The organism is Sulfitobacter sp. D7, from assembly GCF_003611275.1.
GTDB lineage: Bacteria > Pseudomonadota > Alphaproteobacteria > Rhodobacterales > Rhodobacteraceae > Sulfitobacter > Sulfitobacter profundi.
In genome coordinates this window covers 1,124,439-1,147,894 of the sequence record NZ_CP020694.1, presented here as the reverse complement: position 1 = coordinate 1,147,894, position 23,456 = coordinate 1,124,439, and the positions used below count along the sequence as shown (strand labels likewise).

The 23,456-nt window shown below is 64.1% G+C and carries 28 protein-coding genes; 18 read left to right on the top strand and 10 right to left on the bottom strand.

The genetic code is table 11. The features are described 5' to 3' along the window. Positions 1 to 72: 72 nt before the first annotated feature. The gene (locus B5M07_RS05515; RefSeq protein ID WP_120350558.1) at positions 73 to 1,431 is read right to left on the bottom strand and encodes a formimidoylglutamate deiminase; all 1,359 of its coding nucleotides are present in this window, start codon (positions 1,429 to 1,431) and stop codon (positions 73 to 75) included. Between the two features lie 86 nt (positions 1,432 to 1,517). Here B5M07_RS05515 and hutI point away from each other — a divergent pair, with 86 nt between their 5' ends. From hutI to hutU, 4 genes are read left to right on the top strand one after another with little or no spacing between them, the layout of a single operon-like run. Beyond that, positions 1,518 to 2,726 carry an imidazolonepropionase gene (gene hutI, locus B5M07_RS05510; RefSeq protein WP_120350557.1) on the top strand — a complete coding sequence of 403 codons (1,209 nt, stop codon included), beginning with the start codon at positions 1,518 to 1,520 and terminating at the stop codon, positions 2,724 to 2,726. Next, complete coding sequence (gene hutH / locus B5M07_RS05505; RefSeq protein ID WP_120350556.1) at positions 2,723 to 4,261, top strand: histidine ammonia-lyase; 1,539 nt, start codon at positions 2,723 to 2,725, stop codon at positions 4,259 to 4,261. Before hutI ends, hutH begins: the two co-directional genes overlap by 4 nt. Continuing rightward, positions 4,258 to 5,058, top strand: coding sequence for an N-formylglutamate deformylase (gene hutG / locus B5M07_RS05500; RefSeq protein ID WP_120350555.1), 801 nt, complete (start codon positions 4,258 to 4,260; stop codon positions 5,056 to 5,058). The genes hutH and hutG overlap by 4 nt, the downstream gene beginning before the upstream one ends. Next, entirely contained in the window at positions 5,055 to 6,722 is a 1,668-nt protein-coding gene (hutU, locus tag B5M07_RS05495; protein ID WP_120350554.1) for a urocanate hydratase, read from the top strand. The genes hutG and hutU overlap by 4 nt, the downstream gene beginning before the upstream one ends. Before the next feature lie 34 nt (positions 6,723 to 6,756). Here hutU and B5M07_RS05490 read toward each other — a convergent pair whose 3' ends face one another. Continuing rightward, positions 6,757 to 7,446: a UTRA domain-containing protein gene (locus B5M07_RS05490; protein ID WP_120350553.1), complete on the bottom strand. Its 690-nt coding sequence runs from the start codon at positions 7,444 to 7,446 to the stop codon at positions 6,757 to 6,759. Between the two features lie 184 nt (positions 7,447 to 7,630). Here B5M07_RS05490 and B5M07_RS05485 point away from each other — a divergent pair, with 184 nt between their 5' ends. Then, a complete protein-coding gene (locus B5M07_RS05485) occupies positions 7,631 to 8,152 on the top strand; it encodes a cell wall hydrolase (protein WP_254693962.1) in 522 nt (173 codons plus the stop codon). A gap of 3 nt (positions 8,153 to 8,155) precedes the next feature. Here the strand turns inward: B5M07_RS05485 and B5M07_RS05480 are convergent, their stop codons facing one another. The 6 genes from B5M07_RS05480 to B5M07_RS05460 form a co-directional block, all read right to left on the bottom strand. Further along, complete coding sequence (locus tag B5M07_RS05480) at positions 8,156 to 8,659, bottom strand: YqaA family protein (protein WP_441351404.1); 504 nt, start codon at positions 8,657 to 8,659, stop codon at positions 8,156 to 8,158. A gap of 51 nt (positions 8,660 to 8,710) precedes the next feature. After that, positions 8,711 to 8,875, bottom strand: coding sequence for a hemin uptake protein HemP (locus B5M07_RS05475; RefSeq protein ID WP_082849466.1), 165 nt, complete (start codon positions 8,873 to 8,875; stop codon positions 8,711 to 8,713). A gap of 5 nt (positions 8,876 to 8,880) precedes the next feature. Continuing rightward, positions 8,881 to 9,057, bottom strand: coding sequence for a hypothetical protein (locus B5M07_RS19405; RefSeq protein WP_162931818.1), 177 nt, complete (start codon positions 9,055 to 9,057; stop codon positions 8,881 to 8,883). A gap of 162 nt (positions 9,058 to 9,219) precedes the next feature. Next, positions 9,220 to 9,537 carry an antibiotic biosynthesis monooxygenase family protein gene (locus B5M07_RS05470; RefSeq protein ID WP_120350552.1) on the bottom strand — a complete coding sequence of 106 codons (318 nt, stop codon included), beginning with the start codon at positions 9,535 to 9,537 and terminating at the stop codon, positions 9,220 to 9,222. Between the two features lie 11 nt (positions 9,538 to 9,548). After that, positions 9,549 to 10,310 (bottom strand): ChaN family lipoprotein, encoded by a 762-nt coding sequence (locus B5M07_RS05465; protein ID WP_162931817.1) that lies wholly within the window; start codon positions 10,308 to 10,310, stop codon positions 9,549 to 9,551. Further along, positions 10,307 to 10,561, bottom strand: coding sequence for a hypothetical protein (locus B5M07_RS05460; RefSeq protein ID WP_120350550.1), 255 nt, complete (start codon positions 10,559 to 10,561; stop codon positions 10,307 to 10,309). The genes B5M07_RS05465 and B5M07_RS05460 overlap by 4 nt, the downstream gene beginning before the upstream one ends. A gap of 434 nt (positions 10,562 to 10,995) precedes the next feature. Between B5M07_RS05460 and phnC the strand changes: the two genes are divergently transcribed. The 5 genes from phnC (at position 10,996) to B5M07_RS05435 (ending at position 15,611) form a co-directional block, all read left to right on the top strand. Then, positions 10,996 to 11,790 (top strand): phosphonate ABC transporter ATP-binding protein, encoded by a 795-nt coding sequence (phnC, locus tag B5M07_RS05455; RefSeq protein ID WP_120350549.1) that lies wholly within the window; start codon positions 10,996 to 10,998, stop codon positions 11,788 to 11,790. Positions 11,791 to 11,835: 45 nt separating this feature from the next. Beyond that, positions 11,836 to 12,744 carry a phosphonate ABC transporter substrate-binding protein gene (gene phnD, locus B5M07_RS05450; protein ID WP_120350548.1) on the top strand — a complete coding sequence of 303 codons (909 nt, stop codon included), beginning with the start codon at positions 11,836 to 11,838 and terminating at the stop codon, positions 12,742 to 12,744. Positions 12,745 to 12,817: 73 nt separating this feature from the next. Beyond that, positions 12,818 to 13,696: a phosphonate ABC transporter, permease protein PhnE gene (gene phnE / locus B5M07_RS05445; protein ID WP_120350547.1), complete on the top strand. Its 879-nt coding sequence runs from the start codon at positions 12,818 to 12,820 to the stop codon at positions 13,694 to 13,696. Between the two features lie 65 nt (positions 13,697 to 13,761). After that, a complete protein-coding gene (gene phnE / locus B5M07_RS05440; protein WP_120352158.1) occupies positions 13,762 to 14,997 on the top strand; it encodes a phosphonate ABC transporter, permease protein PhnE in 1,236 nt (411 codons plus the stop codon). Further along, positions 14,997 to 15,611 carry a chloramphenicol acetyltransferase gene (locus tag B5M07_RS05435; RefSeq protein WP_120350546.1) on the top strand — a complete coding sequence of 205 codons (615 nt, stop codon included), beginning with the start codon at positions 14,997 to 14,999 and terminating at the stop codon, positions 15,609 to 15,611. Before phnE (B5M07_RS05440) ends, B5M07_RS05435 begins: the two co-directional genes overlap by 1 nt. Here B5M07_RS05435 and phnF read toward each other — a convergent pair. Beyond that, the gene (gene phnF, locus B5M07_RS05430) at positions 15,608 to 16,321 is read right to left on the bottom strand and encodes a phosphonate metabolism transcriptional regulator PhnF (RefSeq protein WP_120350545.1); all 714 of its coding nucleotides are present in this window, start codon (positions 16,319 to 16,321) and stop codon (positions 15,608 to 15,610) included. The two genes, B5M07_RS05435 and phnF, sit on opposite strands and share 4 nt — an antisense overlap. Positions 16,322 to 16,422: 101 nt before the next feature. On the opposite strand from phnF, the gene phnG reads away from it, so the two are divergent. From phnG to phnN, 7 genes are all read left to right on the top strand, one after another. Beyond that, on the top strand, positions 16,423 to 16,881 hold the full coding sequence (gene phnG / locus B5M07_RS05425) for a phosphonate C-P lyase system protein PhnG (RefSeq protein ID WP_120350544.1): 459 nt from the start codon (positions 16,423 to 16,425) through the stop codon (positions 16,879 to 16,881). Further along, complete coding sequence (phnH, locus tag B5M07_RS05420; protein WP_120350543.1) at positions 16,881 to 17,441, top strand: phosphonate C-P lyase system protein PhnH; 561 nt, start codon at positions 16,881 to 16,883, stop codon at positions 17,439 to 17,441. Before phnG ends, phnH begins: the two co-directional genes overlap by 1 nt. Next, a complete protein-coding gene (locus B5M07_RS05415; protein WP_120350542.1) occupies positions 17,441 to 18,541 on the top strand; it encodes a carbon-phosphorus lyase complex subunit PhnI in 1,101 nt (366 codons plus the stop codon). The genes phnH and B5M07_RS05415 overlap by 1 nt, the downstream gene beginning before the upstream one ends. A 47-nt stretch (positions 18,542 to 18,588) precedes the next feature. Further along, positions 18,589 to 19,458, top strand: coding sequence for an alpha-D-ribose 1-methylphosphonate 5-phosphate C-P-lyase PhnJ (locus B5M07_RS05410; protein ID WP_120352157.1), 870 nt, complete (start codon positions 18,589 to 18,591; stop codon positions 19,456 to 19,458). Further along, positions 19,455 to 20,225 (top strand): phosphonate C-P lyase system protein PhnK, encoded by a 771-nt coding sequence (gene phnK / locus B5M07_RS05405; protein ID WP_007117460.1) that lies wholly within the window; start codon positions 19,455 to 19,457, stop codon positions 20,223 to 20,225. Before B5M07_RS05410 ends, phnK begins: the two co-directional genes overlap by 4 nt. Positions 20,226 to 20,296: 71 nt before the next feature. Beyond that, positions 20,297 to 20,980, top strand: a complete 684-nt coding sequence (phnL, locus tag B5M07_RS05400) for a phosphonate C-P lyase system protein PhnL (RefSeq protein WP_120350541.1) — start codon at positions 20,297 to 20,299, stop codon at positions 20,978 to 20,980. Beyond that, positions 20,977 to 21,525 carry a phosphonate metabolism protein/1,5-bisphosphokinase (PRPP-forming) PhnN gene (gene phnN, locus B5M07_RS05395; RefSeq protein WP_120350540.1) on the top strand — a complete coding sequence of 183 codons (549 nt, stop codon included), beginning with the start codon at positions 20,977 to 20,979 and terminating at the stop codon, positions 21,523 to 21,525. The genes phnL and phnN overlap by 4 nt, the downstream gene beginning before the upstream one ends. On the opposite strand, the gene B5M07_RS05390 is transcribed toward phnN, so the two are convergent. Then, the gene (locus B5M07_RS05390) at positions 21,501 to 22,178 is read right to left on the bottom strand and encodes a DUF1045 domain-containing protein (RefSeq protein ID WP_120350539.1); all 678 of its coding nucleotides are present in this window, start codon (positions 22,176 to 22,178) and stop codon (positions 21,501 to 21,503) included. The two genes, phnN and B5M07_RS05390, sit on opposite strands and share 25 nt — an antisense overlap. 47 nt (positions 22,179 to 22,225) lie before the next feature. Here B5M07_RS05390 and B5M07_RS05385 point away from each other — a divergent pair, with 47 nt between their 5' ends. Continuing rightward, entirely contained in the window at positions 22,226 to 23,374 is a 1,149-nt protein-coding gene (locus tag B5M07_RS05385; protein WP_120350538.1) for an alpha-D-ribose 1-methylphosphonate 5-triphosphate diphosphatase, read from the top strand. The last annotated feature ends 82 nt before the right edge of the window (positions 23,375 to 23,456 follow it).

Here is a 23,456-nt window from a genome sequence, read left to right as displayed (position 1 = left end):
CACGCCGCGCGCGGCCCTTGTTAGGGGGCAAACCCGGCAGGCCGCGGCAAAGTTCCCGGAAGCTGGAAGGTTTCACAAAAGCGCCGTCAACTCTGCCATGGCGCGCCGGTAGCCCGCCACGATCCGGTCACGCTGCCGGTGCCGCCCGCCCGTCACCGCATGGCGCCCCGCCGACCACAGGTCCGTCACCACCCGATCCTTCGCCGCAAAGACCAGACCGTCGAGCAGTTGCGCGGGCCGCAGTGCACAAAGTGCCGGGTCTTGGCTGTCGATCGCCATCAGATCGGCCCATGCGCCCACTGCAATCTCGCCCGTTCCCCGGCCAAGCGCCTGCGCACCACCGCGCGCGGCCCCGGTATACAGCGTCTCCCCGACCGAGCCTTCGCCCGGCACCATCACGTTGCGCGCCAGATCGCGCAGGCGTTGGGAATACTCCAAAGTGCGCAACTCTTCGGTCAACGAAATCAGCACATTGGAATCCGACCCAATGCCAAACCGCCCCCCGGCAGCGAGGTAGCCCGGCCCGTTGAACGGCCCATCGCCCAAATTCGCCTCTGTCACCGGGCAGAGCCCCGCCACCGCGCCGGTCCGGGCCAAGGCTGCCGTCTCTGCTTCGGTCATGTGGGTCGCATGGATCAGGCACCAGTTCTCCGTCACCTCAGCGTTCGCCAGCAACCAGTCCACCGGCCGTGCGCCGAGCCAGTCCGAGATGTCTGCGACCTCCTTGGGCTGTTCGGCGATGTGGATATGGGTCGACACCTCGGGATGCGCGGCCAGCACCTCGGCCAGTTCCGCCGGGGCGGTGGCACGCAGCGAATGCGGCGCGATGCCCACACGACAGTCTGGGGGGAGATCAGCCACCGCCCGTTTCGCCCGCTCCACCAGCGCATTGAACTGCGCCACCCCATTGCCAAAACGCGCCTGACCCGGCTGTAAGGGCACCTGCCCCGCGCCACCGTAGGTATAGAGCACCGGCAGATGGGTTAGCCCGATCCCCGTCTCCGCCGCCGCCGCCGCGATCCGGGCCGAAAGCTCACCCAGATCATCATAGGGCGTGCCGTCGGGCTGGTGATGCAGGTAATGAAACTCGCCCACGCTGGCAAAACCCGCCTCTTGCATCTCAAGGAAAACAAAGGCGGCGATGGCCTCAATATGCGCGGGCGTGAGATGGGCGGTAAAGCGGTACATCAGGTCCCGCCACGTCCAGAAACTGTCTTTCCCCGCCATCCGCACCTCGGTCATCCCGGCCATGGCGCGTTGAAAGCTGTGGCTGTGCAGGTTGGCCAGCGCAGGCAGCAGGGTATCGACGCGGCTGTCGTCAGGATGGGGCGTTTGTCCGGTCTGCACCGCCGTGATGCGGCCCTCAGCAACCGTAATCCGAACGTCCCGCGCCCAGCCCTGCGGCAGTCTTGCGTGTTTTGCGAAAATCATTTGACGGCCTTTCGGTTTTTTATGTATAGACATATAACAATTAAAACCGCGTTAGAAAAGTAAAACCTCAGGAGGGGGCGATAGAGATGGCAGAGCACGACCGAGTTTTGATCGACCTCACCGCCGCGACCTTAGACGGCGCAGAACCCTATGGAATGATTGAGAATGCAGCGATTGCGATTGCCGGGAGCCAGATCGCATGGGTCGGCCCGCGCCTTGACCTGCCACGGGCCTACCGCCACCAGCCGACAGAATCACTGGGCCACCGCCTCGTCACCCCCGGTCTGATCGACTGCCACACCCATATCGTCCACGGAGGCGACCGCGCGCGCGAGTTCGAAATGCGCCTTGAAGGAGCCAGCTACGAAGACGTCGCCCGCGCCGGGGGCGGCATCGTCTCAACCGTCACCGCCACCCGCGCCGCCAGTGAGGCCGATCTGCTGGCGGATGCCCTGCGCCGCGTCGATGTGTTGATCGCCGAAGGCGTCACGGGGATCGAGATCAAATCCGGTTACGGTCTGGATATCGACACCGAGCTGCGCATGCTCCGCACCGCACGCGCCGTGGGCCAGCAGCGCCCGATCCGAGTGCGCACCACCTTCCTCGGCGCCCATGCCACGCCTACCGAATACGCAGGCCGCGCTGACGCCTATATCGACGAAGTCTGCCTCCCCGCCCTGCGCGCCGCCCATGCCGAGGGGCTGGTCGATGCGGTCGACGGGTTCTGCGAGGGCATCGCCTTTCAGCCCGCCCAAATCGCGCGGGTCTTTGACGTGGCGCGGGAATTGGGGCTGCCGGTGAAACTCCATGCCGAGCAACTGTCGAACCTTGGCGGCGCGAAACTCGCGGCCTCCTATGGCGCGCTGTCGGCGGATCATATTGAGTACCTTGACGCGGACGGCGTGAAAGCGATGGCCAAGGCGGGCACCGTCGCCGTCATCCTCCCCGGCGCGTTTTATACCCTGCGCGAAACCCAAGCGCCCCCGATTGATCTGCTGCGCAAACACGGCGTGCCGATGGCGCTGGCGACGGATATCAACCCCGGGTCGTCGCCGCTGAACTCCCTGCTGCTGACGCTCAACATGGGCTGCACCCTGTTCCGCATGACGCCCGAAGAGGCGCTGCGCGGTGCCACGCAACATGCCGCCCGCGCGCTTGGGCTGGACGGCTGCGGCATGATCCGCCCCGGCCTGCGCGCCGACCTCGCCGTTTGGGATATCAAACACCCTGCCGAGCTTGCCTATCGCATCGGCTTCAACCCGCTTCACTCTCGCATTTTCGGAGGCCAATCGTGACCACCCTGACCCTCACCCCCGGCGCGGCCACCTTGGACGATCTGGCCCGCATCTACCGCGAAGAGGCATCGGTGAGGCTCGACCCCGCCTGCCGCCCAGCGATTGAACTGGCCCACGCGCGCATTGCCAAAGCGGTGGCGGGCGAGGATGCCGTCTACGGCGTGAACACCGGTTTCGGCAAGCTCGCCTCGGTCAAGATCGCCTCAGATGACACGGCCACCCTGCAACGCAACCTGATCCTGTCGCATTGCTGCGGCGTCGGCCCGGCGATCCCGCGCGGCCATGCGCGGCTCTTGATGGCGCTCAAACTGCTGAGCCTTGGGCGCGGCGCCTCAGGCGTGCGGCTTGAGGTCGTCGATCTGATCGAAGCCATGCTGGAGCGTGGCGTGACCCCGGTGATCCCGGCGCAAGGATCGGTCGGTGCCTCAGGCGATCTGGCCCCCTTGGCCCATATGGCCGCTGCGATGATGGGCCACGGCGAGGCGGAAATTGAGGGCCGCGTCATGCCCGGCGGAGAGGCGCTGACCGCCGCGGGTCTCACCCCGCTGGAGTTCGGCCCGAAAGAAGGGCTGGCGCTGATCAACGGCACGCAGTTTTCGACCGCCTTCGCGCTGGCGGGGCTGTTTGACGCATGGCGGGCGGCAAACTCGGCGTTGGTGATCTCGGCCCTGTCGACGGACGCGATCATGGGCTCCACCGCGCCGCTGCAACCCGAAATCCACGCCCTGCGCGGCCATCGAGGCCAGATCGAAGCGGGCGAGACGATGCGTGCCCTGCTCAACGGCTCGGAAATCCGCGAGAGCCACATGGCGAACGATGCCCGCGTGCAAGACCCCTACTGCATCCGCTGCCAGCCTCAGGTGACCGGGGCCGCGATGGATGTGCTGCGCATGGCCGCCCGCACGCTTGAAGTCGAAGCCAACGCCGCCACCGACAACCCGCTGGTGCTGGTCGGCGCGGACCTGATCGTTTCAGGCGGGAATTTCCATGCCGAACCGGTGGGTTTTGCCGCCGATATGATCGCACTGGCCGTGGCCGAAATCGGAGCCATCGCGCAGCGCCGCGTGGCGTTGATCGTGGACCCGGTGCTCAGCTTCAACCTGCCGCCCTTCCTCACGCCAAACCCCGGCCTCAACAGCGGCTATATGATCGCCGAAGTCACCACCGCCGCCCTTATGAGCGAGAACAAGCACCTCGCCAATCCGTGCGTCACCGACAGCACGCCGACCTCGGCCAACCAAGAGGATCACGTCAGCATGGCCGCCCATGGTGCGCGGCGGCTGGGGCAGATGATCGACAACCTAAACCGTATCCTTGGGGTCGAGTTGCTCTGCGCGGCGCAGGGCATTGATTTCCGCGCCCCGCTGACCACCAGCGAGCCGTTGCAGCATGTGGTGACGCGGGTGCGCAAGGACGTGGCGACGCTGGACGAGGACCGCTACCTCGCCCCCGATCTGGAACGCGCCGCACAGATGGTGGCGCAGGGAGAGATCACCCGCGCAGCCTCTATCGAGATGCCGGAGCTTTCCGCATGACCCCGGTTGAGATCACCCGCGGCGACAGCCCCATCGTGCTTGGCCTGCCGCATACCGGCACCGATCTGCCCGACACAGTGCGCCGCGATCTGAACCCGCGCGGGCTCGAACTGGCGGACACCGACTGGCATATTCACCGACTTTACCAAGGGTTACTGCCCGGCGCGACCACCGTGCGCGCGACCTTCCACCGCTATGTGATCGACGCCAACCGCGACCCTTCGGGCGCATCGCTCTACCCCGGCCAAAACACCACCGGGCTGGTGCCGCTGACCGATTTCGACGGGCAGGACATTTGGACAACCCCGCCCGAAGAAGCCGAGATCGAGGCCCGCCGCCTGGCATTCCACGCCCCCTATCACGCGGCGCTTGAGGCGGAATTGGCCCGCGTCCGCGCGTTGCATGGCGTGGCGATCCTCTATGACTGCCACTCGATCCGCTCGCTGATCCCCTTCCTCTTTGACGGCCCGCTGCCCGATTTCAACATCGGCACGAACCTCGGCACCACCTGCGCGCCTGAGATCGAAGCCGCCGTCGCGGATATCTGCGCCGCCGCCCCCGGCTATACCTCTGTCATCAATGGCCGTTTCAAAGGCGGCTGGACCACTCGCCACTATGGCCGCCCCGCCGAAGGGTTTCACGCAATCCAGATGGAACTGGCGCAGAGCAGCTACCTCAGCGCCGAAGCCCCGCCCTGGCCCTGTGATCCCGAAAAGTCTGCGCGCCTGCGCAGGCACCTGACCGACATTCTGACAACTCTGGCCGCGATGGCCCCGACCCTGAAAGGCACAGCATGAGCGATCCGCGCAAGAACACCCGTGACGTCTATCCCGCCACCGGCACCGAGCTTTCGGCGAAAAGCTGGCTCACCGAAGCGCCACTGCGGATGCTGATGAACAACCTGCACCCAGACGTGGCCGAGAACCCGCATGAGCTCGTCGTCTATGGTGGCATCGGCCGTGCGGCGCGGACGTGGAAAGATTACGACCAGATCGTCGCCTCGCTCCGCGCGCTCGAAGACGACCAAACGCTGCTGGTGCAATCGGGCAAGCCTGTCGGTGTATTCAAGACCCACAAAGACGCCCCGCGCGTGCTGATCGCGAACTCAAACCTCGTGCCGCATTGGGCGAATTGGGACCACTTCAACGAGCTCGATAAAAAGGGTCTGGCGATGTACGGCCAGATGACCGCGGGCTCGTGGATCTACATCGGTTCCCAAGGCATCGTGCAGGGCACCTATGAGACATTTGTCGAGGCGGGCCGCCAGCATCATGGCGGCGATCTGACCGGCAAATGGATCCTCACCGGCGGGCTTGGCGGCATGGGCGGCGCGCAGCCTTTGGCGGCGGTGATGGCCGGGGCTTGTTGCCTCGCGGTCGAGTGCAATCCCGACAGCATCGATTTCCGTCTGCGCACAAAATACGTCGATGAAAAAGCCGAAACGCTCGACGAAGCGCTGGAGATGATCGAGCGTTGGACCGCTGCCGGAGAAGCGAAATCCGTGGCCCTCTTGGGCAATGCCGCCGATGTCTTTCCCGAACTGGTGAAACGCGGCGTGCGCCCCGATATCGTGACCGATCAGACCAGCGCCCATGACCCGGTGAACGGCTATCTGCCGCAGGGTTGGAGCATGGCCGACTGGCGCGAGAAGCGCGAGAGTGCCCCCAAGGCGGTCGAACGCGCCGCCCGCGCCTCAATGAAGGTACAAGTCAAAGCGATGGTCGATTTTCACGCGGCGGGCATCCCCACGGTCGACTATGGCAACAACATCCGCCAGATGGCGCTGGAGGAAGGGTTAGACAACGCCTTTGATTTCCCCGGCTTTGTCCCCGCCTACATTCGTCCGCTGTTCTGCCGGGGCGTGGGGCCGTTCCGCTGGGCGGCGCTGTCAGGCGATCCGGAGGATATTTACAAGACCGATGCCAAGGTGAAAGAAATCCTCTCCGAAGATACGCACCTGCACAACTGGCTCGATATGGCCCGCGAGCGTATTTCCTTCCAAGGTCTGCCCGCACGGATCTGCTGGGTGGGTCTGGGTGTGCGCCACAAGCTCGGTCTCGCCTTCAACGAAATGGTCCGCACTGGCGAGCTAAGCGCGCCCATCGTGATCGGGCGCGACCACCTCGACAGTGGTTCCGTCGCCTCGCCCAACCGCGAGACAGAGGCGATGAAAGACGGCTCTGATGCCGTGTCGGATTGGCCGCTGCTAAACGCGCTTTTGAACACTGCCTCGGGGGCCACTTGGGTATCTCTGCACCACGGTGGCGGGGTTGGCATGGGCTTTTCGCAGCACTCCGGCATGGTGATCTGCTGTGACGGGTCCGAAGACGCTGACCGTCGCATCGAACGGGTTCTGTGGAACGATCCGGCGACGGGCGTGATGCGCCATGCGGATGCGGGCTATGACGAGGCGCTTGATTGCGCCCGCGCGCATGGGCTGGACCTGCCGGGTATCCTTTGAGCACCACGCGCCGCCGCCCTCACGTGGCGGCGCATCAATAGCGGGTCGTCAGCCGGTGACCGGGGCGATGCGACAAGCGCACATAGGTCACCGCCTGCCCCTCCCACCATGTCGAACGCTCGACCGTGAAAACCGGATCACCCAAGGCGCAGGCGAGATACTCACTCAGCCGCTGATCGGCCAGTCCGGCGGAGAGGCTGATCTCAACATCCGAAAAAGGTATTGCCGAGATCAGCCATTCGTTCGGCCCCACCTCTGCAAAATCCTCCTCCCGCGCCTGCGGCAGGGTCGCAAGGTTGATCCAGCGGTCTTCATATTGATAGGGATCGCCATCGGCGTAATGCATGCAGACCAGATGCAGCGCCTCGCTGCCTGCGGTCAGTTTCAGCCGCGCGCGCAACCAGTCCGGCGCAGGCTCAACCGCGTGGCTCACCAGCGAATAGCGATAATCAGCGCCCTTCTCTTCGATCTCGGCCCGGACCAGCGGAATGTCGAAGCGCGCCTGCCGCACCGGGGCCATGCGCACCCGCGTCCCGGCTTTGCGGCGGCGCTCGATAAACCCTTCGTCGGCCAATTCGCGCATGGCACGGTTGACCGTCGCGCGGGCGCAGCCATAGGTCTCGGCCAGATCGACCTCATTGGGCACAAGACTACCCAGAGGCCATTCCCCCTTGGTGATCTTTGACAGGATGTCGGTTTTCACATCCCGGTAGGTGACTTTCATAAGAACGGCCCTGCTGGGTTCATGACTGTTTTATCAAGCATTACACTAGATCAATCGTCAGCCCAAGCGCCCCCGCGCGCCCCACCCGGAGAGAAACCGCCTGAGCGCGGGCGCGGGTCTTGCCTCGCCCCGCGTTTGCTGGAAAATTACGCGCCACCTGCCCCCTCACCCAGAAAGGCCGCCCATGCGCGTTCAGCCCCCGAAAATCCGCACCGCCGCTTTGATGCTGGGCCTTGGCCTGCTCGCCGCTTGTGGCGGTAAGCAGACCGAAGTGGTCGCGGTCCCGGTGGGTGAGGTGGAGTGTATGGCGCGGGCGATGTATTTCGAATCCAACCGCTCCAGCCGCGACGGGATGGTCGCCGTGGGCACGGTGGTGTTGAACCGCGTCCATTCCGAAGCCTTCCCCGATACGGTCTGCGGGGTGGTCGGCCAGCGCAATCAGTTCGCACCGGGCGTGATGACGAAACCGATGAGCGATCGCGGGGCCCCGCTGGCCCGCGCCACCGCGCTGGCGGTGCTTCAAGGTGAGCGTCACCCCAAGGTCACCCGCGCGAAATTCTTCCACGCCGCGTGGTACAATGCCAATTACAACAACATGCATTACGTGGTGACCGCAGGCGGCAATGCCTTTTACGAAAAGCGCCGTCCGGCCCTCGTGACCACGCCCAGCCCGCTGCCGCCGCTCGAAGGGATCACCCCGCTCTGAGCGTCACAGAACCCCGCGCGCGAGCAGGATCAGCACCAGATAGCGCCCGCCTTTGGCAAGGGTGACAATCAGCAAGAAGCGCCAAAGCGGTTCGCGCATCATGCCCGCGGCCAAGGTCAGCGGATCGCCGATGATCGGCACCCAACTGGCCAGCAGGCTCCAATACCCCCAGCGTTGATACCAGCCAGAGGCCCGCCCCATCTGCCGCGCCGAGAAAGGAAACCAGCGGTGATCGGCAAAATGGCTGAGGTAGCGCCCGAGCAGCCAATTCAGCAGCGAGCCCAGCACATTCCCCAGCGTCGCCACCAGCCACAACAACGCCGTGGCATGGGCACCCGACCACATCAGCCCCAAAAGCACCGCTTCGGATTGCGCGGGGATCAGCGTCGCCGCCAGCAGCGCCGCGAAGAACAGGCTCAGCAGGGCCAGCATGTCAGCGGCGAAGGACGGAAAAGGCGAAAAGGCCGGGCATGCCGCGTCAGTAAAGACGCCGTGGCGTGAGGGCAAGCCGCAGCCGCGCCTTAGGCGTTCCGCGCCGCAGTTGGGCAGCCGCGCGGCCTACTTCGTCAGGATCAATTTCCCTGCCCGTGTGATGCGCAGCGTATAGGTTTGGCCGTCCAGCACGATATTGGCCGTCGAGCCATTGGGCACCAAGGCACGCGCATCATGCACGGCGTCTTCGACCGGTTGGCCTGCGGGCGAGGGATCGGGCAGCTTTTGCATCAGGCTCATCCTGCGTCCCCCATCTGGCGGGCGCGTTGCAGATCGATGAGGTGCTCAAGGCCAAGGCCATCGCAGGGCGCGGTATCGTTGCTGCCAAGCGCGATATCGCGCCAGCTGTTGTTGGATTGCGTCTGTAGCCGGGCATGGGCCATTGGCTCGGGCGTGGTCACGGGTGTCCTCACGGGGGCGGGCTCCTTTCCATTGACATCCGGGCTTCCGACGCGCGGTGGCTTGGACGGTTTCGGCGTAAAGTCGTTCATACCCCGGCCAAAATACCGGGCTCTTATAACGGCTACTTAATCCGATTATTTTAGTCAAGTATAGAAAGTCCCGCCTGCCCCGCGTCAGACTGCTTCGATTTGCTGAATAGTCTGAAAGCCCTCGAACCGCGGCGCGCCTTCGTGCAGCTTGCGGGTTTGCCCCGCCCGCGCATGCGCCGCGCGAAAGGCGTCGCTGGTGGTCCATGCCCGAAAATGCGCTTCGCTTTCCCAAATGGTGTGCGAGGCATAGAGGATCGTCCCCTCCTCCTCTGGCCCTTTGAGCATGTGGAAGGACACGAACCCCTCCGTCTCTTTCAGATGGCTTTCGCGGTTCAGCCAAAGCTCTTCGAATGCGGCGGCATTCTCGGGCAGTACGGTGAAACGGTTCATGGCAAGGTACATGGGCGGGTCCTTTAATTCTTGGTCAGGGCGTTACAGGGGTCTTCGCGCTTGGTGGGCGGGATCAGGCGGGTCTCGTCAAATGGCATCTCTGTCTGTTTTTCGACAAAGCCGATGGCATGGGTCGTGACCTCGGGGGCCGCTTGCGCGATCAGCGCGGGAATGCCCCAATCGGTGCGGGCATGGCCGTTGCCGGTGATCACGGCCACGGGCGGGCCATAGGTCTCAAGCGCCTTGAGCGCCGCGCGCGCGAATGTGGCGTCGCGGTAGCGTTGCACGGCGACCATGCCCCCCATCATGTCGCGCGGCATGGCCCGGCAATGAGCGGCGAACTGCACCTCGATGCGGGCCGCCAGCTGATCGTCGGGCAGCGGTTGATCAAGGCCAAAGCGCGCCGCTTCCGGCCCGAAAAGCGCGGCTGCGCCTTCAAGATACACACTGCGCACCGCCTCGCGGGGGGCGGCGGCACCGATGATCCGGGCTTCACCCAAAGCATCGAAGATCGGCGCGTAGATGTCGAAATCCTGCCAACCACTTGCCGCCCAAGCCTGCGCAATCTGGCTGCGATCGGCATCGGCTTTCGCCCCCTGCGCGGCGGTGAGCATCTCGAACACCACAGCAGTGGGGCGCAGCGTCTCCAGCGCGGCGGCCTGTTCGAGATGGGCATGGGGGTTGTCATGCACCTCCCCCAAAATCACGATCTCGGCGAGGGGGTCGGCGCCCGCGGGCAGCGCGAGCCAGAGCAGCAAAGCGGCCCTGCGGGTCTTACCGCTCACGATTTGCGCTCATCCGTGTCGGTTTTCAGTTCGGGATCGTTATAGTCGTTGGGGTCAAAATCGTCGGGGTCGAAGGGGTCTTCGTCTTCGGCGATGCCGCTGACATGGGTGGTGCCGCTTTCTTCATCGAAAACCAGCCCATAGTTCGCCTTGCCCTCGCTTTTGTAGCGCCGGAATTCGTGGATGCCTGCGTAGACAAAAACCAATGTGATCGGCAACAGAATCAAAAATGCGATAATCTGGGCGTCCATAAACGCGCTCCTTTAGATGCTTGTCGGGGGCCTGTATCACCGAAGGGGGCGCGGCGGGGTGGCACTGCGCGACCGGTGATCCGGCCAAAGATATTACGGTACGCCGCGCGGGGCTGCGCGGTCTGACCCGATGCGGCCCTATCCGAACCGCCCTGTAAGAGAAAGCATTAATCCGGGGGCTTTGTTCCGCAAGCTCTATTTGACTGGCCCTTGTTCTATTGAGGTTGGCTGGCCTTCGCGCCGCAAATCCCCCAGCCTACGGACTGCTCCGCGCGGGGGCAGCCGCGCCGCCCAACCGCCTATAAAGCAAGCACAAACGCCTGCCCCCAGACAGCCGTTCCCGAAAAAACCGCGCGTTACAAAAGCTTCGTCAAACTTAAACATTCGTGACATTCACCGCTGCGATAGCTCGCCCCGCAAACCCCGGGGGACTTATGCTCGTCATATCTGAACTGACCAAAACATTCGGCGCGAACACAGCGGTGGCCCGCGCTAATCTGCAGGTCGACAAGCCGCAGATGATCGGGATCATCGGCCGCTCTGGCGCGGGGAAGTCCACGCTGCTGCGGATGTTAAATCGACTGACCGATGCCTCCTCTGGGCAGATCCTGTTTCAAGGGCGCGATGTGACCGCCCTGCGCGGCGCGGCCCGGCGCGGCTGGCAGGCAGAATGCGCGATGATCTTTCAACAGTTCAACCTCGTCCCGCGAATGGATGTGGTGTCGAACGTGCTGCACGGCACGCTCAACCGCCGCTCGACGCTCAGCAGCATCTTCAACCTCTACCCCGATGCTGACATCACCCGCGCGATTGAAATCCTCGACCGTCTGGGCATCGCGCAACATGCGCCCAAACGGGCCGAGGCGCTCTCGGGTGGCCAGCAGCAGCGCGTCGCCATCGCCCGCGCCCTGATGCAAGACCCGCAGATCATTCTGGCGGATGAGCCGATCGCCAGCCTCGACCCGATGAACGCGCAGGTGGTGATGCAATCGCTGCGTCGCATTCACGAGGAAGACGGCCGTATGGTCATCGCCAACCTTCACACGCTGGATACCGCGCGCCGCTATTGCGACCGCGTGGTGGGAATGCGCGACGGGAAAATCGTCTTTGACGGCACGCCCGAGCAACTGACCACCAGCATGGCCCGCGAAATCTACGGTGCAGACAGCAGCTTCTCCGAAGCCGCCACCTCAACCGAGATCGAAACGCTGGACAAGGTGCCAGCCTGACACGACCCGCCCCAATGGGCATATTTTCAAACTGGAGACGACAAAATGAAGAAGCTCATCGCCGCCGCACTGGCAACCACGGCCCTGACCGGCGCTGCACTGGCTCAATCCGCAGATGTCACCGAATTTCGCATCGGCATCCTTGGCGGGGAAAACGCGCAGGACCGGATGAACTCCTACGAATGTCTACGCGGCTACACCGAAGAGCGCCTTGGCGTTCCGGCCAAACTCTTCGCCCCTGCCGACTATAACGGCGTGATCCAAGGTCTGCTGGGCGGCACGCTCGACATGGCGTGGCTCGGTGCCTCGGCCTATGCCGCCGTTCACCTGCAAGACCCCGAAGCGGTTGAGCCGGTGCTGGTCAAGATCAACCTCGATGGCTCCTACGGCTACCACTCCATCGGCTTCGCACGCAAAGATGCGGGCATCAACACGCTTGAAGACATGCAGGGAAAAGTCTTTGGCTTTGGCGATCCGAACTCCACCTCTGGCTACCTGATCCCCTCCATCGAAATCCCCCAGACAACCGGTGCCACCATGGAATCCGGCGACTACTTCGGCGAAGTGAAATTCACCGGCGGGCATGAGCAGACCATCGTCGCGGTCAACAACGGTGATGTCGCGGGCGGCGTGACATGGGCCGACGGTCAGGGCAATTGGGAAGACGGCTACAACTCCGGCGCGCTGCGCAAAGCCGTGGATGCGGGCCTGATCGACATGAACGATCTGGTGGAAATCTGGCGCTCCAAGCCGATCCCCGAAGGCCCGGTCGTGCTGCGCAAAGACCTGCCCGAAGAGGTCAAGACGACCATGACCGCACTGGTGGATGAGCTGCACGAGATGGACGCCGACTGCGCCTATGGTGTGGCCGCGGGCGAAAGCCTCGGCTTCGATCCGATTGCCCATGACGCCTATGTCTCGATCGTCGAAGCGCGCAAGGCGAAATCTAACTGATCCTAAGGGACAAAAGACATCTGGCAGGTCCCGGCAACGATTGTCGGGGCCTGTCGTCATAGGGGGACGACAGATGCAACAGACCACCACCGCGCCTGATATCACGGCGGATTACCTTGCCCATACCCGACAAAAGCGGGTGATGAATATGATCCTGCTGGTCGTTTTCGTGGCCCTGCTGATCGGCGGCTTCGGCACCGCCAATGCCCGCAACGCTGGCGGGTTCTGGAACGGGCTGCCCAATGTTTTTGATTTCCCCGCCGATGTGCTGAGCGAGGCATGGGAGCGCGTCCATCTGCTGCCCGGCTATTTCGTGAAATACCTCCCCTCTCTCATCGAGACGGTGAACATCGCCGGGGCCGCGACGCTGATCGGTGCGCTTTTCGCGTTTTTCGCCGCCCTTCTGGCCACACGCGGCCTTGCCCCCGCGCCATGGCTCGTCGGCCCCCTGCGCCGCCTGCTAGACGTGCTGCGCGCCGTGCCTGAAATTGTCGTCGCCCTCGTGCTGATCTTTTTGCTCGGTGGTGGCCCGGTGCCTGCGATGATCGCCATCGCGCTGCATACCGTGGGCGCGCTTGGCAAGCTCTTCTCTGAGGTGAACGAGAACGCGTCGCTCAAGCCCGTCGATGGGCTTGCCTCTGTCGGGGCGGGCTGGCTGCAACGGATGGTCTTGGGCGTCGTGCCACAGGTCGCGCCCAACTATCTCTCCTACGCGCTGCTGCGGTTTGAGATCAACATTCGCGCCTCGGCCATCCTTGGTTTCGTCGGCGCAGGCGGCATCGGCTATGACCTGCGCAACACGATGTCTTGGGGCCAAGGCAAATTCGACGAAGCAGCGGCGATCTTTCTGCTGCTCTTCGGCACTATCATCATCGTTGACCAAGTCTCGAGCCATTTCCGCGACCGGCTGACCCATGGCCGCGCCTATAAGGACAAGGGAGCCATCCTGTGACCGACCTTACCGCTTCCACCCTCCCTGCCCAGCAGGTCGCCAGCCGCAGCTTCCGCCGCAAGCGTATGGCGAGCCTCGCCGCGCCGGTGCTGATCCTTGTCTACCTCACCTATGTCTTCTTCGCCTTCGACGTGGCCGGGCTAGGTGATCGCATCAACGTGTCGAACATGAAGACGCTGGTGGCCGACAGCTATAGCTACAAAACCCATGTCGCCCGCGACAACCGCAACGGCGAGATGGAGATCGCCATCGAAGGCGAGCGCAAGGGCCGCTATGCGCCGGGCACCGCCCCCGATTGGGTCACCTTGGGCGAGACGACGCTTGTCGAGCTTGGCAACGGCCATACCGTCGAACTGGGGCCGGAGGTGCGCTATGACGTGCCGGGCTACGGCCTGATCACCGCCACGCCGGGGCGCAGCGGCGTCAATGCCACCCTGCCCGACGGCCCCCTGCCCGAGTGGATCAACGCCTCTAAAAACCGCCTTGCGATCACCACGGACGCGGGCCGCCTGACGATCACCCGCAACCGTGCCGAGGTCTTTCGCTATTTCAACGGCTGGGAGCTGTTCTTCTTCACGCTCGACAGCCCCTACCATGGCATGTCCCCGCTAGAGCTGCTGCGCAGCGGTGAATACGGCGCGATCTGGCAGGATTTCTGGACCAACAAAATGTGGCGTCACGGCGATGTCGCTTGGGCGCTGGTTGAGACCATTCTCATGGCCTTTCTCGGTACCTTTGGCGCGGCGATGATTGCCCTGCCGCTGGGGTTCCTCGCGGCCAAGAACTTCTCCCCCTTAGGCGGTCTGCGCTTTGCCGCGCGGCGGTTGTTCGACTTCCTGCGCGGGGTCGACGGGCTGATCTGGACCATCGTTCTCTCCCGCGCCTTTGGCCCCGGCCCGCTGACCGGGTCGCTGGCGATCCTGCTGACGGATACCGGCACCTTCGGCAAAATCTTCTCAGAAGCGCTGGAGAATGTGGACGACAAGCAGATCGAGGGCATCGCCTCCACCGGGGCAGCACCTGTGCAACGCTACCGCTTTGGCGTCATCCCGCAGATCACCCCGGTGCTGCTGAGCCAAGTGCTCTACTATCTGGAATCCAACACCCGTTCAGCCACCATCATCGGCGCGATCACCGGCGGCGGCATTGGCCTGCTGCTAACCCAAGCGATCATCACCCAGAAAGATTGGGAGGAAGTCAGCTATTACATCGCGCTGATCATCCTGATGGTCGTGGCGATGGACAGCTTCTCGGGCTGGCTGCGCCGCAAGCTGATCGCAGGCACCGAGGCGGGTCACTGATGGCGCGTCTCAAACCCGATGCGCCCTTCCTCCACCCGGACTGCGAAGTGACCGACACGCAGTTCGGGCGCTATGTCGAGATCGGGCGCGCCACGCGCCTCGCCCATTCCGAAATCGGCGATTACTCCTATTGCGACCGCTGGTGCGACATCGCCAACACCCAAGTCGGCAAGTTCAGCAATATCGCCGCCAGCGTGCGCATCGGGGCCACGGATCACCCGATGGAAAAGGCCAGCCTGCACCACTTCCACTACCGCGCCGGGGATTACTTTGACGGGGCCGAGGATGACGCCGATTGGTTCGCCCTGCGCCGCAGTCGCCGCACGGTAATCGGCCATGACACATGGTTGGGCCACGGCGCGCAGGTCCGGCCCGAGGTGACCATCGGCAATGGCGCGGTGGTGGCGGGCGGGGCCATCGTCACCCGCGATGTGGCGCCCTATATGATCGTTGCTGGCATCCACGCCAAACCGCTGCGCCGCCGCTTTTCCGAAAGCATCGCTGCGCGGATGGAGGAATTGGCCTGGTGGGATTGGCCCCATGAACGGCTGCACGCATCATTGAAGGACTTCCAAACCCTGCCCGCCGAAGCGTTTCTAGAAAAGTACAGCTAGTCGCCGGGGTTGAGCGTCAGCGTCACGCGGTCCCCGGCGAACCATGTCACCCCATATTCCACCGGCACACACTCCGGGTCCACGTTAATCCCGGCAGACCGCAAGATCGGCGCGCCTTCGGTCAGCCGCAAATGCAGCGCCTGCGTGGCATTGGCCAGTTTCGCCGTCAGCCGGGTCGAAGCGCGGGTGTAATCTGCCACCCCGCCCTGCGCCAAGGCCGAGGTGACCGAGCGGCTGGTCTCAAGCGCTTTTAACAGATCAGGGAACCGCGCGGCAGGAAACAGGCTGCGGAAAATCGCGATGGGCTGGTCATCGGCCAGCGACAGCCCCTCATAGACATGCACGAGCGCCTCTCCCTCCAGCCCAAGCTGCTCGGCCTCATGAGCTGAGGCTGCGCGCGTCTCCAACGTCAAAATCTCCTTCGCTGGCACCCGTCCCGCCGCAGCAAGGTTCTGGTGAAACCGCACCCTCTTGCCGATGGGGTAATCCGTGGGCCGCTGCGCCACGAAGACCCCCGCTCCGCGACGGCTGTAGGTCAGCCCGCTCTCGTTCATTTCGCTGATCGCCCGGCGCACCGTGTGACGGTTGACCCCAAACCGCGCCGCCAATTGCGCCTCGGTCGAGAGCCGGTCGCCGGGGGCGTATTTCCCCGTGGCGATGTCATGGGTCAGCGTGGCGGTGATGGTTTTCCAGATCGCAGTTCGGGCCATGTCGTAGAAGTTTCACATATCCAAGCTTGCGCCAGCGGGAGGCCAGCGGCTAATACTTGTCTAGTTGTATAGTAAATTAGACAAATGCACAAGGTGTCTAGATGACGGTTGAAATCAAAGAAAAGACCCGCGATCGGCAGGCTTGGATGGGCCTGCTCGCGCGGGCCGAGGCCGCTGATCTGGCCCAGCTCTGGGCGCGCTACGGCGCGGTTCCAGCCCATGACCTGCTCCGCGCGCCAGAGATCGGTGGCGTCATGCTGCGGGGCCGGATGGGCGCCGTGGGCGATGCCTTTAACATGGGCGAAATGTCGGTCACGCGCTGTTCGGTGCGGCTTGCGGATGGGCCTGACGGCCACGCCTATGTCCAAGGCCGCAGCCGCGACAAGGCGCTGCAAGCCGCCCTCGTTGATGCCTTGATGCAGAGCGATGCCGCCAATGAGGTCCGCAGCAATCTGCTCGACCCACTGGCCGAGATCGAGGGCCAACGCCGCGCCCGCCGCGCCGCCAAAGCCGCCGCCACAAAGGTCGATTTTTTCACCATGGTCAGAGGAGAAGACTGATGCAGACCCTATCGCTGACAGGCGGGTTTCGCGACGCGCCGAAAGACGCCGCTTTCGCCTTTCGCGCGGTGATGAACGCCATGGCCAAACCGGGTGAGATCAACAGCGTGACCGGGGCCGAACCGCCTGCGGGCCTCTCCATCGCCGCCGGGGTCGTGCTGCTGACGCTCTGCGATCCCGAAACGCCACTCTACCTCGCCCCCAGCCTCGACCGGCCCGAGCTTCGCGACTGGATTACCTTCCACACCGGCGCGCCCTTCGTCCCGGCCAGCGCCGCTCAATTCGCCTTGGGCACTTGGGCAGAACTGCCCCTCAGCGACTTCCCCCTCGGGACCGCCGCCTACCCCGACCGTTCCGCAACGCTGATCGTCGAGGTGGATGATCTACAGGCCAACGGCGCAACCCTCACCGGCCCCGGCATCAAAGGCCGCACCGCGCTGTCGCTGCCCGACCGCGCGGCCTTCCAACAAAACGCGGCGCTCTTCCCGCGCGGTTTGGATTTCATTTTCACCTGCGGCGACCGTCTGGCGGCGCTGCCCCGAAGCACAAAGGTGTCCTGATGTATGTAGCGGTAAAAGGCGGCGAGCGGGCGATCGACAACGCCCACGCATGGCTTGCCGAGGAGCGGCGCGGTGACGCAAGCGTGCCGGACCTGAGCGTTGCGCAAATTCGTGAACAGATGACGCTGGCGGTGAACCGGGTGATGGCCGAAGGCTCGCTCTATGACCCTGACCTCGCCGCGCTGGCGATCAAACAGGCGCGGGGCGATCTGATCGAAGCGGTGTTCTTGATCCGCGCCTATCGCACCACCCTGCCCCGGTTTGGCGCCTCGCGCCCGATGGAGACTGGCTTAATGGCCTGCGACCGCCGCGTCTCGGCCACCTTCAAGGATGCGCCGGGCGGGCAGGTCTTGGGGCCGACCTTCGACTACACGCACCGGCTGCTTGATTTCAAACTGGCCGCCGATGGTGAGGTGCCGTCCGCGCCCGAAGTGGCCGATGCCGAGCCTTCTAAAGACACGCCGCACATCATGGAATTCCTCGACCGCGAAGGGCTGATGCAGCGCGACACGGATACCAGCACCCCGCCGCGCGATCTGACCCGCGAGCCGCTGGAACTGCCCGCCACCCGCGACCTGCGCCTGCAAGCGCTGACCCGCGGCGACGAAGGTTTCGTGCTTGGCATGGCCTACTCCACCCAGCGCGGCTATGCGCGCAACCACGCTTTCGTCGCGGAACTGCGCATCGGCAAAGTGGCGGTCGAGATGGACATTCCCGAACTGGGTTTCGCCATCGAGATCGGCGAGGTTGAGCTGACCGAATGCGAAACGGTGAACCAATTCACGGGCTCCAAGTCCGAGCCGCCGCAGTTCACCCGTGGCTATGGGCTGGTCTTCGGCATGTCCGAGCGCAAGGCGATCTCCATGGCGCTGGTGGACCGGGCATTGCGTTGGGAGGAACTGGGCGAAGACAACCTCGGCGCGCCTGCGCAGGATGCGGAATTCGTGCTTTATCATGCGGATAACATCCAAGCGACGGGGTTCTTGGAGCATATCAAACTGCCCCATTACGTCGATTTCCAATCCGAACTTGAACTGATCCGCAAGCTGCGCCGCGAGGCAACGGCGGCCCAAGACGCGCCGCGGGAGGCCGCAGAATGAGCCCCGCCATGACACCGAGCGAACAATACACGAATGAGGACCGGGGCATGAACGACTACAACTTTGCCTATCTGGATGAGCAGACCAAACGGATGATCCGCCGCGCGATCCTGAAAGGGCTGGCGATCCCGGGCTATCAGGTGCCCTTTGCCAGCCGCGAAATGCCGATGCCCTACGGCTGGGGCACGGGCGGGGTGCAGGTGTCTGCCGCCGTGCTGACGCCCGAGGATACTTTCAAGGTGATCGACCAAGGCGCGGATGACACGACCAACGCCGTCTCGATCCGCCGCTTTTTCCAGAAGACCGCCGGGGTCGCGGTGACCGAAGCCACGACCGAGGCCAGCGTCATCCAGACCCGCCACCGCATTCCCGAAGCCGCGCTGCGCGAAGATCAGGTGCTGGTCTATCAGGTGCCGATCCCCGAACCGCTGCGCTTTCTTGAACCTTCGGAAGTCGAGACCCGCAAAATGCACGCGCTGGAGGAATACGGGCTGATGCATGTAAAACTTTACGAAGACATCGCCCAACACGGCGCGATTGCCACGGCCTATGCCTATCCGGTCAAGGTCGAGGGGCGCTATGTGATGGACCCCTCGCCGATCCCGAAATTCGACAATCCGAAACTGGAAATGGCCGCGATCCAACTCTTCGGCGCAGGGCGCGAGCAGCGGATCTATGCGCTGCCGCCCTATACGCAGGTCGTGTCGCTAGATTTTGAGGACTACCCCTTTGAGGCCAGCAAGGCAGACCACCCCTGCGGGCTTTGCGGGGCCGAGGACAGCTATCTGGATGAGTTGATCGTCGATGACGCAGGCGGGCGCTTGTTCATGTGCTCCGACACCGATTATTGCGCGGCCCGTCAGGCCGCCGGACATCGCGGCGCGGAAGCGGCCCCTGTGTTGGAGAGCGTGGCATGACCCCTTTATTGCAAGTTGAAAACATCGCGAAATTCTATGGTGCGCGGATCGGCTGCACCGATGTCAGCTTTGACCTCTACCCCGGTGAGGTGATGGGCATCGTCGGCGAAAGCGGCTCGGGCAAATCCACGCTGCTGAACACACTGGCGGGGCATCTGACACCGGATCGCGGGGCGGTGCGTTTCGACACCCGCGCCGATGGCCTGCGCGACACGGTGACGATGAGCGAGCCGGAGCGCCGCATGTTGTCGCGCACCGATTGGGCCTTTGTCCACCAGCACGCCCGCGACGGGCTGCGCATGAATGTGAGCGCGGGCGGCAATGTGGGCGAGCGGCTGATGGCCGTGGGCGCACGGCATTACGGCGACATCCGCGCCAGCGCCACCGATTGGCTGGGCCGAGTGGAGATCAACGAAGATCGGATCGATGACCGGCCTTCGGCCTTCTCGGGCGGGATGCAGCAGCGTTTGCAGATTGCCCGCAACCTCGTGACCGGGCCGCGGCTGGTCTTCATGGACGAACCCACCGGCGGGCTGGATGTGAGCGTGCAAGCACGGCTGCTCGACCTCCTGCGCGGCTTGGTGCGCGAGATGGGGCTGAGCGCAATCATCGTGACCCATGATCTGGCGGTGGTGCGGCTGCTGGCGGACCGGCTGATGGTGATGAAGGACGGCCATGTGGTGGAAACCGGGCTAACCGATCAGGTGTTGGACGACCCGCAGCATGGCTATACGCAGCTTTTGGTCTCTAGCGTGCTACAGGTTTGACGGTGCAGGGAAATGTTTCGCACGCGAAACAAAGGACAAACGTTAACAATAGGTTAAACAAGGCTGAACCCATGATACGCGTGGAAAATGTAAGTAAATCCTTCACCCTGCACAATCAGGGTGCGGCGGTGATCCCGGTGATGCGCGGCGGTGAATTGACCGTGGCACGCGGCGAATGCGTGGCGCTGACCGGGGCCTCGGGGGCCGGGAAATCAACGCTGATGCGGATGATCTATGGCAACTATCTGACCGCCTCGGGCCGGATCATGGTGGGCGATCTGGATGTCGCCTGCGCCGCCCCGCGTGAGATTCTGGACCTGCGCCGCAACGTGCTGGGCTATGTCAGCCAGTTTTTGCGCGTCGTGCCGCGGGTGGCGACGCTTGATGTGGTGGCCGAACCGCTTCGCGCGGTGGGCAGCAACGAAGCCGAGGCACGGGCGCGGGCCGGAGAACTGCTGGCGCAGCTCAACATCCCGCAGCGGCTTTGGCAGCTCAGCCCCACGACCTTTTCAGGCGGCGAGCAGCAGCGGGTGAACATCGCGCGCGGCTTTGCGCACCCCTACCCCGTCTTGCTGCTGGATGAGCCGACGGCGAGCCTTGATGCCATCAACCGCGCCACGGTGCTGGCGCTGATCGAAGAAGCCAAGGCCCGCGGCACGGCGATCTTGGGCATCTTCCATGATGAGGCCGCCCGCGACCAGATCTGTGACCGCGAAGTGGACGTGACCCGTTTCACCCCCGGACTGGCCGCATGAGCGGGCGTTTTATCGCGGTGGTCGGCCCGTCGGGTGTGGGCAAGGACAGCGTGATGGCGGCGCTGGCGGAAGCGCAGCCCGATTTGTTCCTCGCCCGCCGCGCCATCACCCGCCCAAGTGCTGCGGGGGGCGAAGACTTTGACGGGATCGATGAGGCCGCGTTCCTGCGGTTGGAGGCAGATGGCGCCTTTGCCTTGAGTTGGGCCGCGCATGGGTTGCGCTATGGCATCCCCATCGCGGTGGAGACGGCCCTAGCCGAGGGGCGCGACGTGCTGGCGAACCTCTCTCGCAGCATGCTGACCGAGGCAAAGCTGCGGTTTGCGCGGTTCGAAGTGCTGTCGCTGACCGCTTCGCCCGACGTATTGGCAGACCGGCTGCGGGGCCGTGGGCGCGAAACCGAGGCGGAAATCTCCGCCCGGTTGGCCCGGGCCGACCGCGCCCTGCCCGACCATATCGCAGCGATAGAGATCGACAACTCCGGCCCGCTCAAGCAGACCGTGGCTCAGGCGTTGGCGGCGCTCTATCCCGAGAGGGCGGCGCGGTGAACCTCGTGGAACATACCGTCTTCGGCCTGCCCCACCAGCGTCAGACTGCCCAGCGTGAAGGGCTGCGGCAGGTGCGGCGCGATATAGGGGGCCAGCGCCGCGGTGACCTGTGGCAGATCGCTTTTCGGGAGCTTGCCGGTCAGTGTGAGGTGAAAGCGAAACGCCTCCATCACGTAAGGATAGCCCCATTTCGTCAGGTTCGCCTCTTGCGCCGGGGTCAGGTTGGCTTGGCGGCGGCGGGCCAAATCCGCCCCTGCCGGGGGTGCGCGAAAGGCATCGAGCCCGCGCACCACCTCGGCGGCCATGGCATTGAGCGCGGCGGCGTCCCCTTCAGGCGTCAGCGCCAGAAAGCGGCCCAGCGGGGTCAGGGTCAGACCGTCCAGCGTGACGGGGGCAAGCTGCGCACAAACTGTCTCGAACGCGGATTGCAGGCCGTCAGCCGATGTGCCTTCGGCCAAAACAAAGGGCGGTTTGATCGTCGCATGCAGCCCGTATTTGCGCGGTGTTTCGGTCACGGCGGCCACGTCCAGCGCGGCCACTTCAGGATGCGCCACGGCCTGCCCGCGCGCCACATCCCAGCCCAGCCAAGCGGCTCCGGCTTCGGCCAAACTGCCCTGCGGCGTGTAATAGATCGCGTAGCGGTGGAACTTCATTCATCTTCTCCCTGCATCCATGGATGCGCAACAAGCGTGACGTTCACATGACAAAAGAAACCATTCTCGCCAATGCCAAAATCATTCTGCCCGATGCGGTAATCCCCGGCAGCGTGGTGCTGCGCGACGGGGTGATCGCCGATATCGCCGAAGGCACCGCCGTGCCACAGGGGGCGGTCGATTGCGCAGGCCGCTACCTCGCCCCCGGTCTGGTGGAACTGCACACCGACAACCTTGAGCGCCATATGAAACCGCGCCCCAAGGTCGACTGGCCGCACCGCGCGGCGATCATCGCCCATGACCGCGAGTTGGCGGGCACCGGGATCACCACGGTTTTCGACGCGATCCGGGTGGGGTCGATCCTGTCGGACGCGGGACGCAAGCGCTATGGCAAATATGCCCGCGACATGGCCGATGAAATCCTGATGATGCGCGACAGCGGGGCGCTGGCGATCAGCCACCATATTCACCTGCGGGCCGAGATCTGTTCGGAAACGCTGGAGGAAGAACTGGCCGAGTTTGGCCCCGACGACAAAGTCGGCATTGTCAGCCTGATGGACCACACCCCCGGCCAGCGGCAATTCCGCGATGTGCAAAAATTCGAGGATTACGTCTGCGGCAAAAACGGTCTGCCGCGTGAGGATTTCGGCGATTACGTCACCTTCCTACATGGGCTGCAAGAACGGCTGGGCGCGAAACATGAGGCGGCAGCCGTGGCAGCCGCCGCGCATTATGGCGCCGCACTGGCGAGCCACGATGACACCACAGCCGAGCAGGTCGCGACCAGCCACGCCCACGGCGTGCGCTTGGCCGAATTCCCCACCACCCGCGCGGCGGCAGAGGCCTGTCACGCCCAAGACATCGCAACGATCATGGGCGCGCCGAACCTCGTGCGCGGCGGGTCGCATTCGGGCAATGTGGCGGCAAAGGAATTGGCGGAACTGGATCTGCTCGATATTCTGTCGTCTGACTATGTCCCCGCGGCCCTGCTGTTGGGGGCGGTGCAACTGGGCAATCTTTGGGGCGATATGGCGCGGGGGCTGGCGACCGTCACCCGCACGCCCGCGCATCACGTAGGCCTGACCGACCGGGGCGAGATCGCCTTGGGTGCGCGGGCCGATCTGATCCTGTTCGAGGTGATGAAAGATGCGCCGATCCTGCGGTCGGTCTATGCCATGGGCCACCGCGTCGCGTAGCCTCTCATCCTCTCCGGCATCCGCCAATCTTGGCGGGTGCTGGCCCGCGTTTTTCTGCGCAAAAACCCGCCCCTTGAAAGAA

Bases quoted from the DNA above. Each gene is read 5' to 3' on its own strand.
- B5M07_RS05515 (WP_120350558.1), bottom strand. From the start codon at position 1,431: ATGATTTTCGCAAAACACGCAAGACTGCCGCAGGGCTGGGCGCGGGAC.
- hutI (WP_120350557.1), top strand. From the start codon at position 1,518: ATGGCAGAGCACGACCGAGTTTTGATCGACCTCACCGCCGCGACCTTA.
- hutG (WP_120350555.1), top strand. From the start codon at position 4,258: ATGACCCCGGTTGAGATCACCCGCGGCGACAGCCCCATCGTGCTTGGC.
- hutU (WP_120350554.1), top strand. From the start codon at position 5,055: ATGAGCGATCCGCGCAAGAACACCCGTGACGTCTATCCCGCCACCGGC.
- B5M07_RS05490 (WP_120350553.1), bottom strand. From the start codon at position 7,446: ATGAAAGTCACCTACCGGGATGTGAAAACCGACATCCTGTCAAAGATC.
- B5M07_RS05485 (WP_254693962.1), top strand. From the start codon at position 7,631: ATGCGCGTTCAGCCCCCGAAAATCCGCACCGCCGCTTTGATGCTGGGC.
- B5M07_RS05475 (WP_082849466.1), bottom strand. From the start codon at position 8,875: ATGCAAAAGCTGCCCGATCCCTCGCCCGCAGGCCAACCGGTCGAAGAC.
- B5M07_RS05470 (WP_120350552.1), bottom strand. From the start codon at position 9,537: ATGTACCTTGCCATGAACCGTTTCACCGTACTGCCCGAGAATGCCGCC.
- B5M07_RS05460 (WP_120350550.1), bottom strand. From the start codon at position 10,561: ATGGACGCCCAGATTATCGCATTTTTGATTCTGTTGCCGATCACATTG.
- phnC (WP_120350549.1), top strand. From the start codon at position 10,996: ATGCTCGTCATATCTGAACTGACCAAAACATTCGGCGCGAACACAGCG.
- phnD (WP_120350548.1), top strand. From the start codon at position 11,836: ATGAAGAAGCTCATCGCCGCCGCACTGGCAACCACGGCCCTGACCGGC.
- phnE (WP_120350547.1), top strand. From the start codon at position 12,818: ATGCAACAGACCACCACCGCGCCTGATATCACGGCGGATTACCTTGCC.
- phnE (WP_120352158.1), top strand. From the start codon at position 13,762: ATGGCGAGCCTCGCCGCGCCGGTGCTGATCCTTGTCTACCTCACCTAT.
- B5M07_RS05435 (WP_120350546.1), top strand. From the start codon at position 14,997: ATGGCGCGTCTCAAACCCGATGCGCCCTTCCTCCACCCGGACTGCGAA.
- phnF (WP_120350545.1), bottom strand. From the start codon at position 16,321: ATGGCCCGAACTGCGATCTGGAAAACCATCACCGCCACGCTGACCCAT.
- phnG (WP_120350544.1), top strand. From the start codon at position 16,423: ATGACGGTTGAAATCAAAGAAAAGACCCGCGATCGGCAGGCTTGGATG.
- phnH (WP_120350543.1), top strand. From the start codon at position 16,881: ATGCAGACCCTATCGCTGACAGGCGGGTTTCGCGACGCGCCGAAAGAC.
- B5M07_RS05415 (WP_120350542.1), top strand. From the start codon at position 17,441: ATGTATGTAGCGGTAAAAGGCGGCGAGCGGGCGATCGACAACGCCCAC.
- B5M07_RS05410 (WP_120352157.1), top strand. From the start codon at position 18,589: ATGAACGACTACAACTTTGCCTATCTGGATGAGCAGACCAAACGGATG.
- phnK (WP_007117460.1), top strand. From the start codon at position 19,455: ATGACCCCTTTATTGCAAGTTGAAAACATCGCGAAATTCTATGGTGCG.
- phnL (WP_120350541.1), top strand. From the start codon at position 20,297: ATGATACGCGTGGAAAATGTAAGTAAATCCTTCACCCTGCACAATCAG.
- phnN (WP_120350540.1), top strand. From the start codon at position 20,977: ATGAGCGGGCGTTTTATCGCGGTGGTCGGCCCGTCGGGTGTGGGCAAG.
- B5M07_RS05390 (WP_120350539.1), bottom strand. From the start codon at position 22,178: ATGAAGTTCCACCGCTACGCGATCTATTACACGCCGCAGGGCAGTTTG.
- B5M07_RS05385 (WP_120350538.1), top strand. From the start codon at position 22,226: ATGACAAAAGAAACCATTCTCGCCAATGCCAAAATCATTCTGCCCGAT.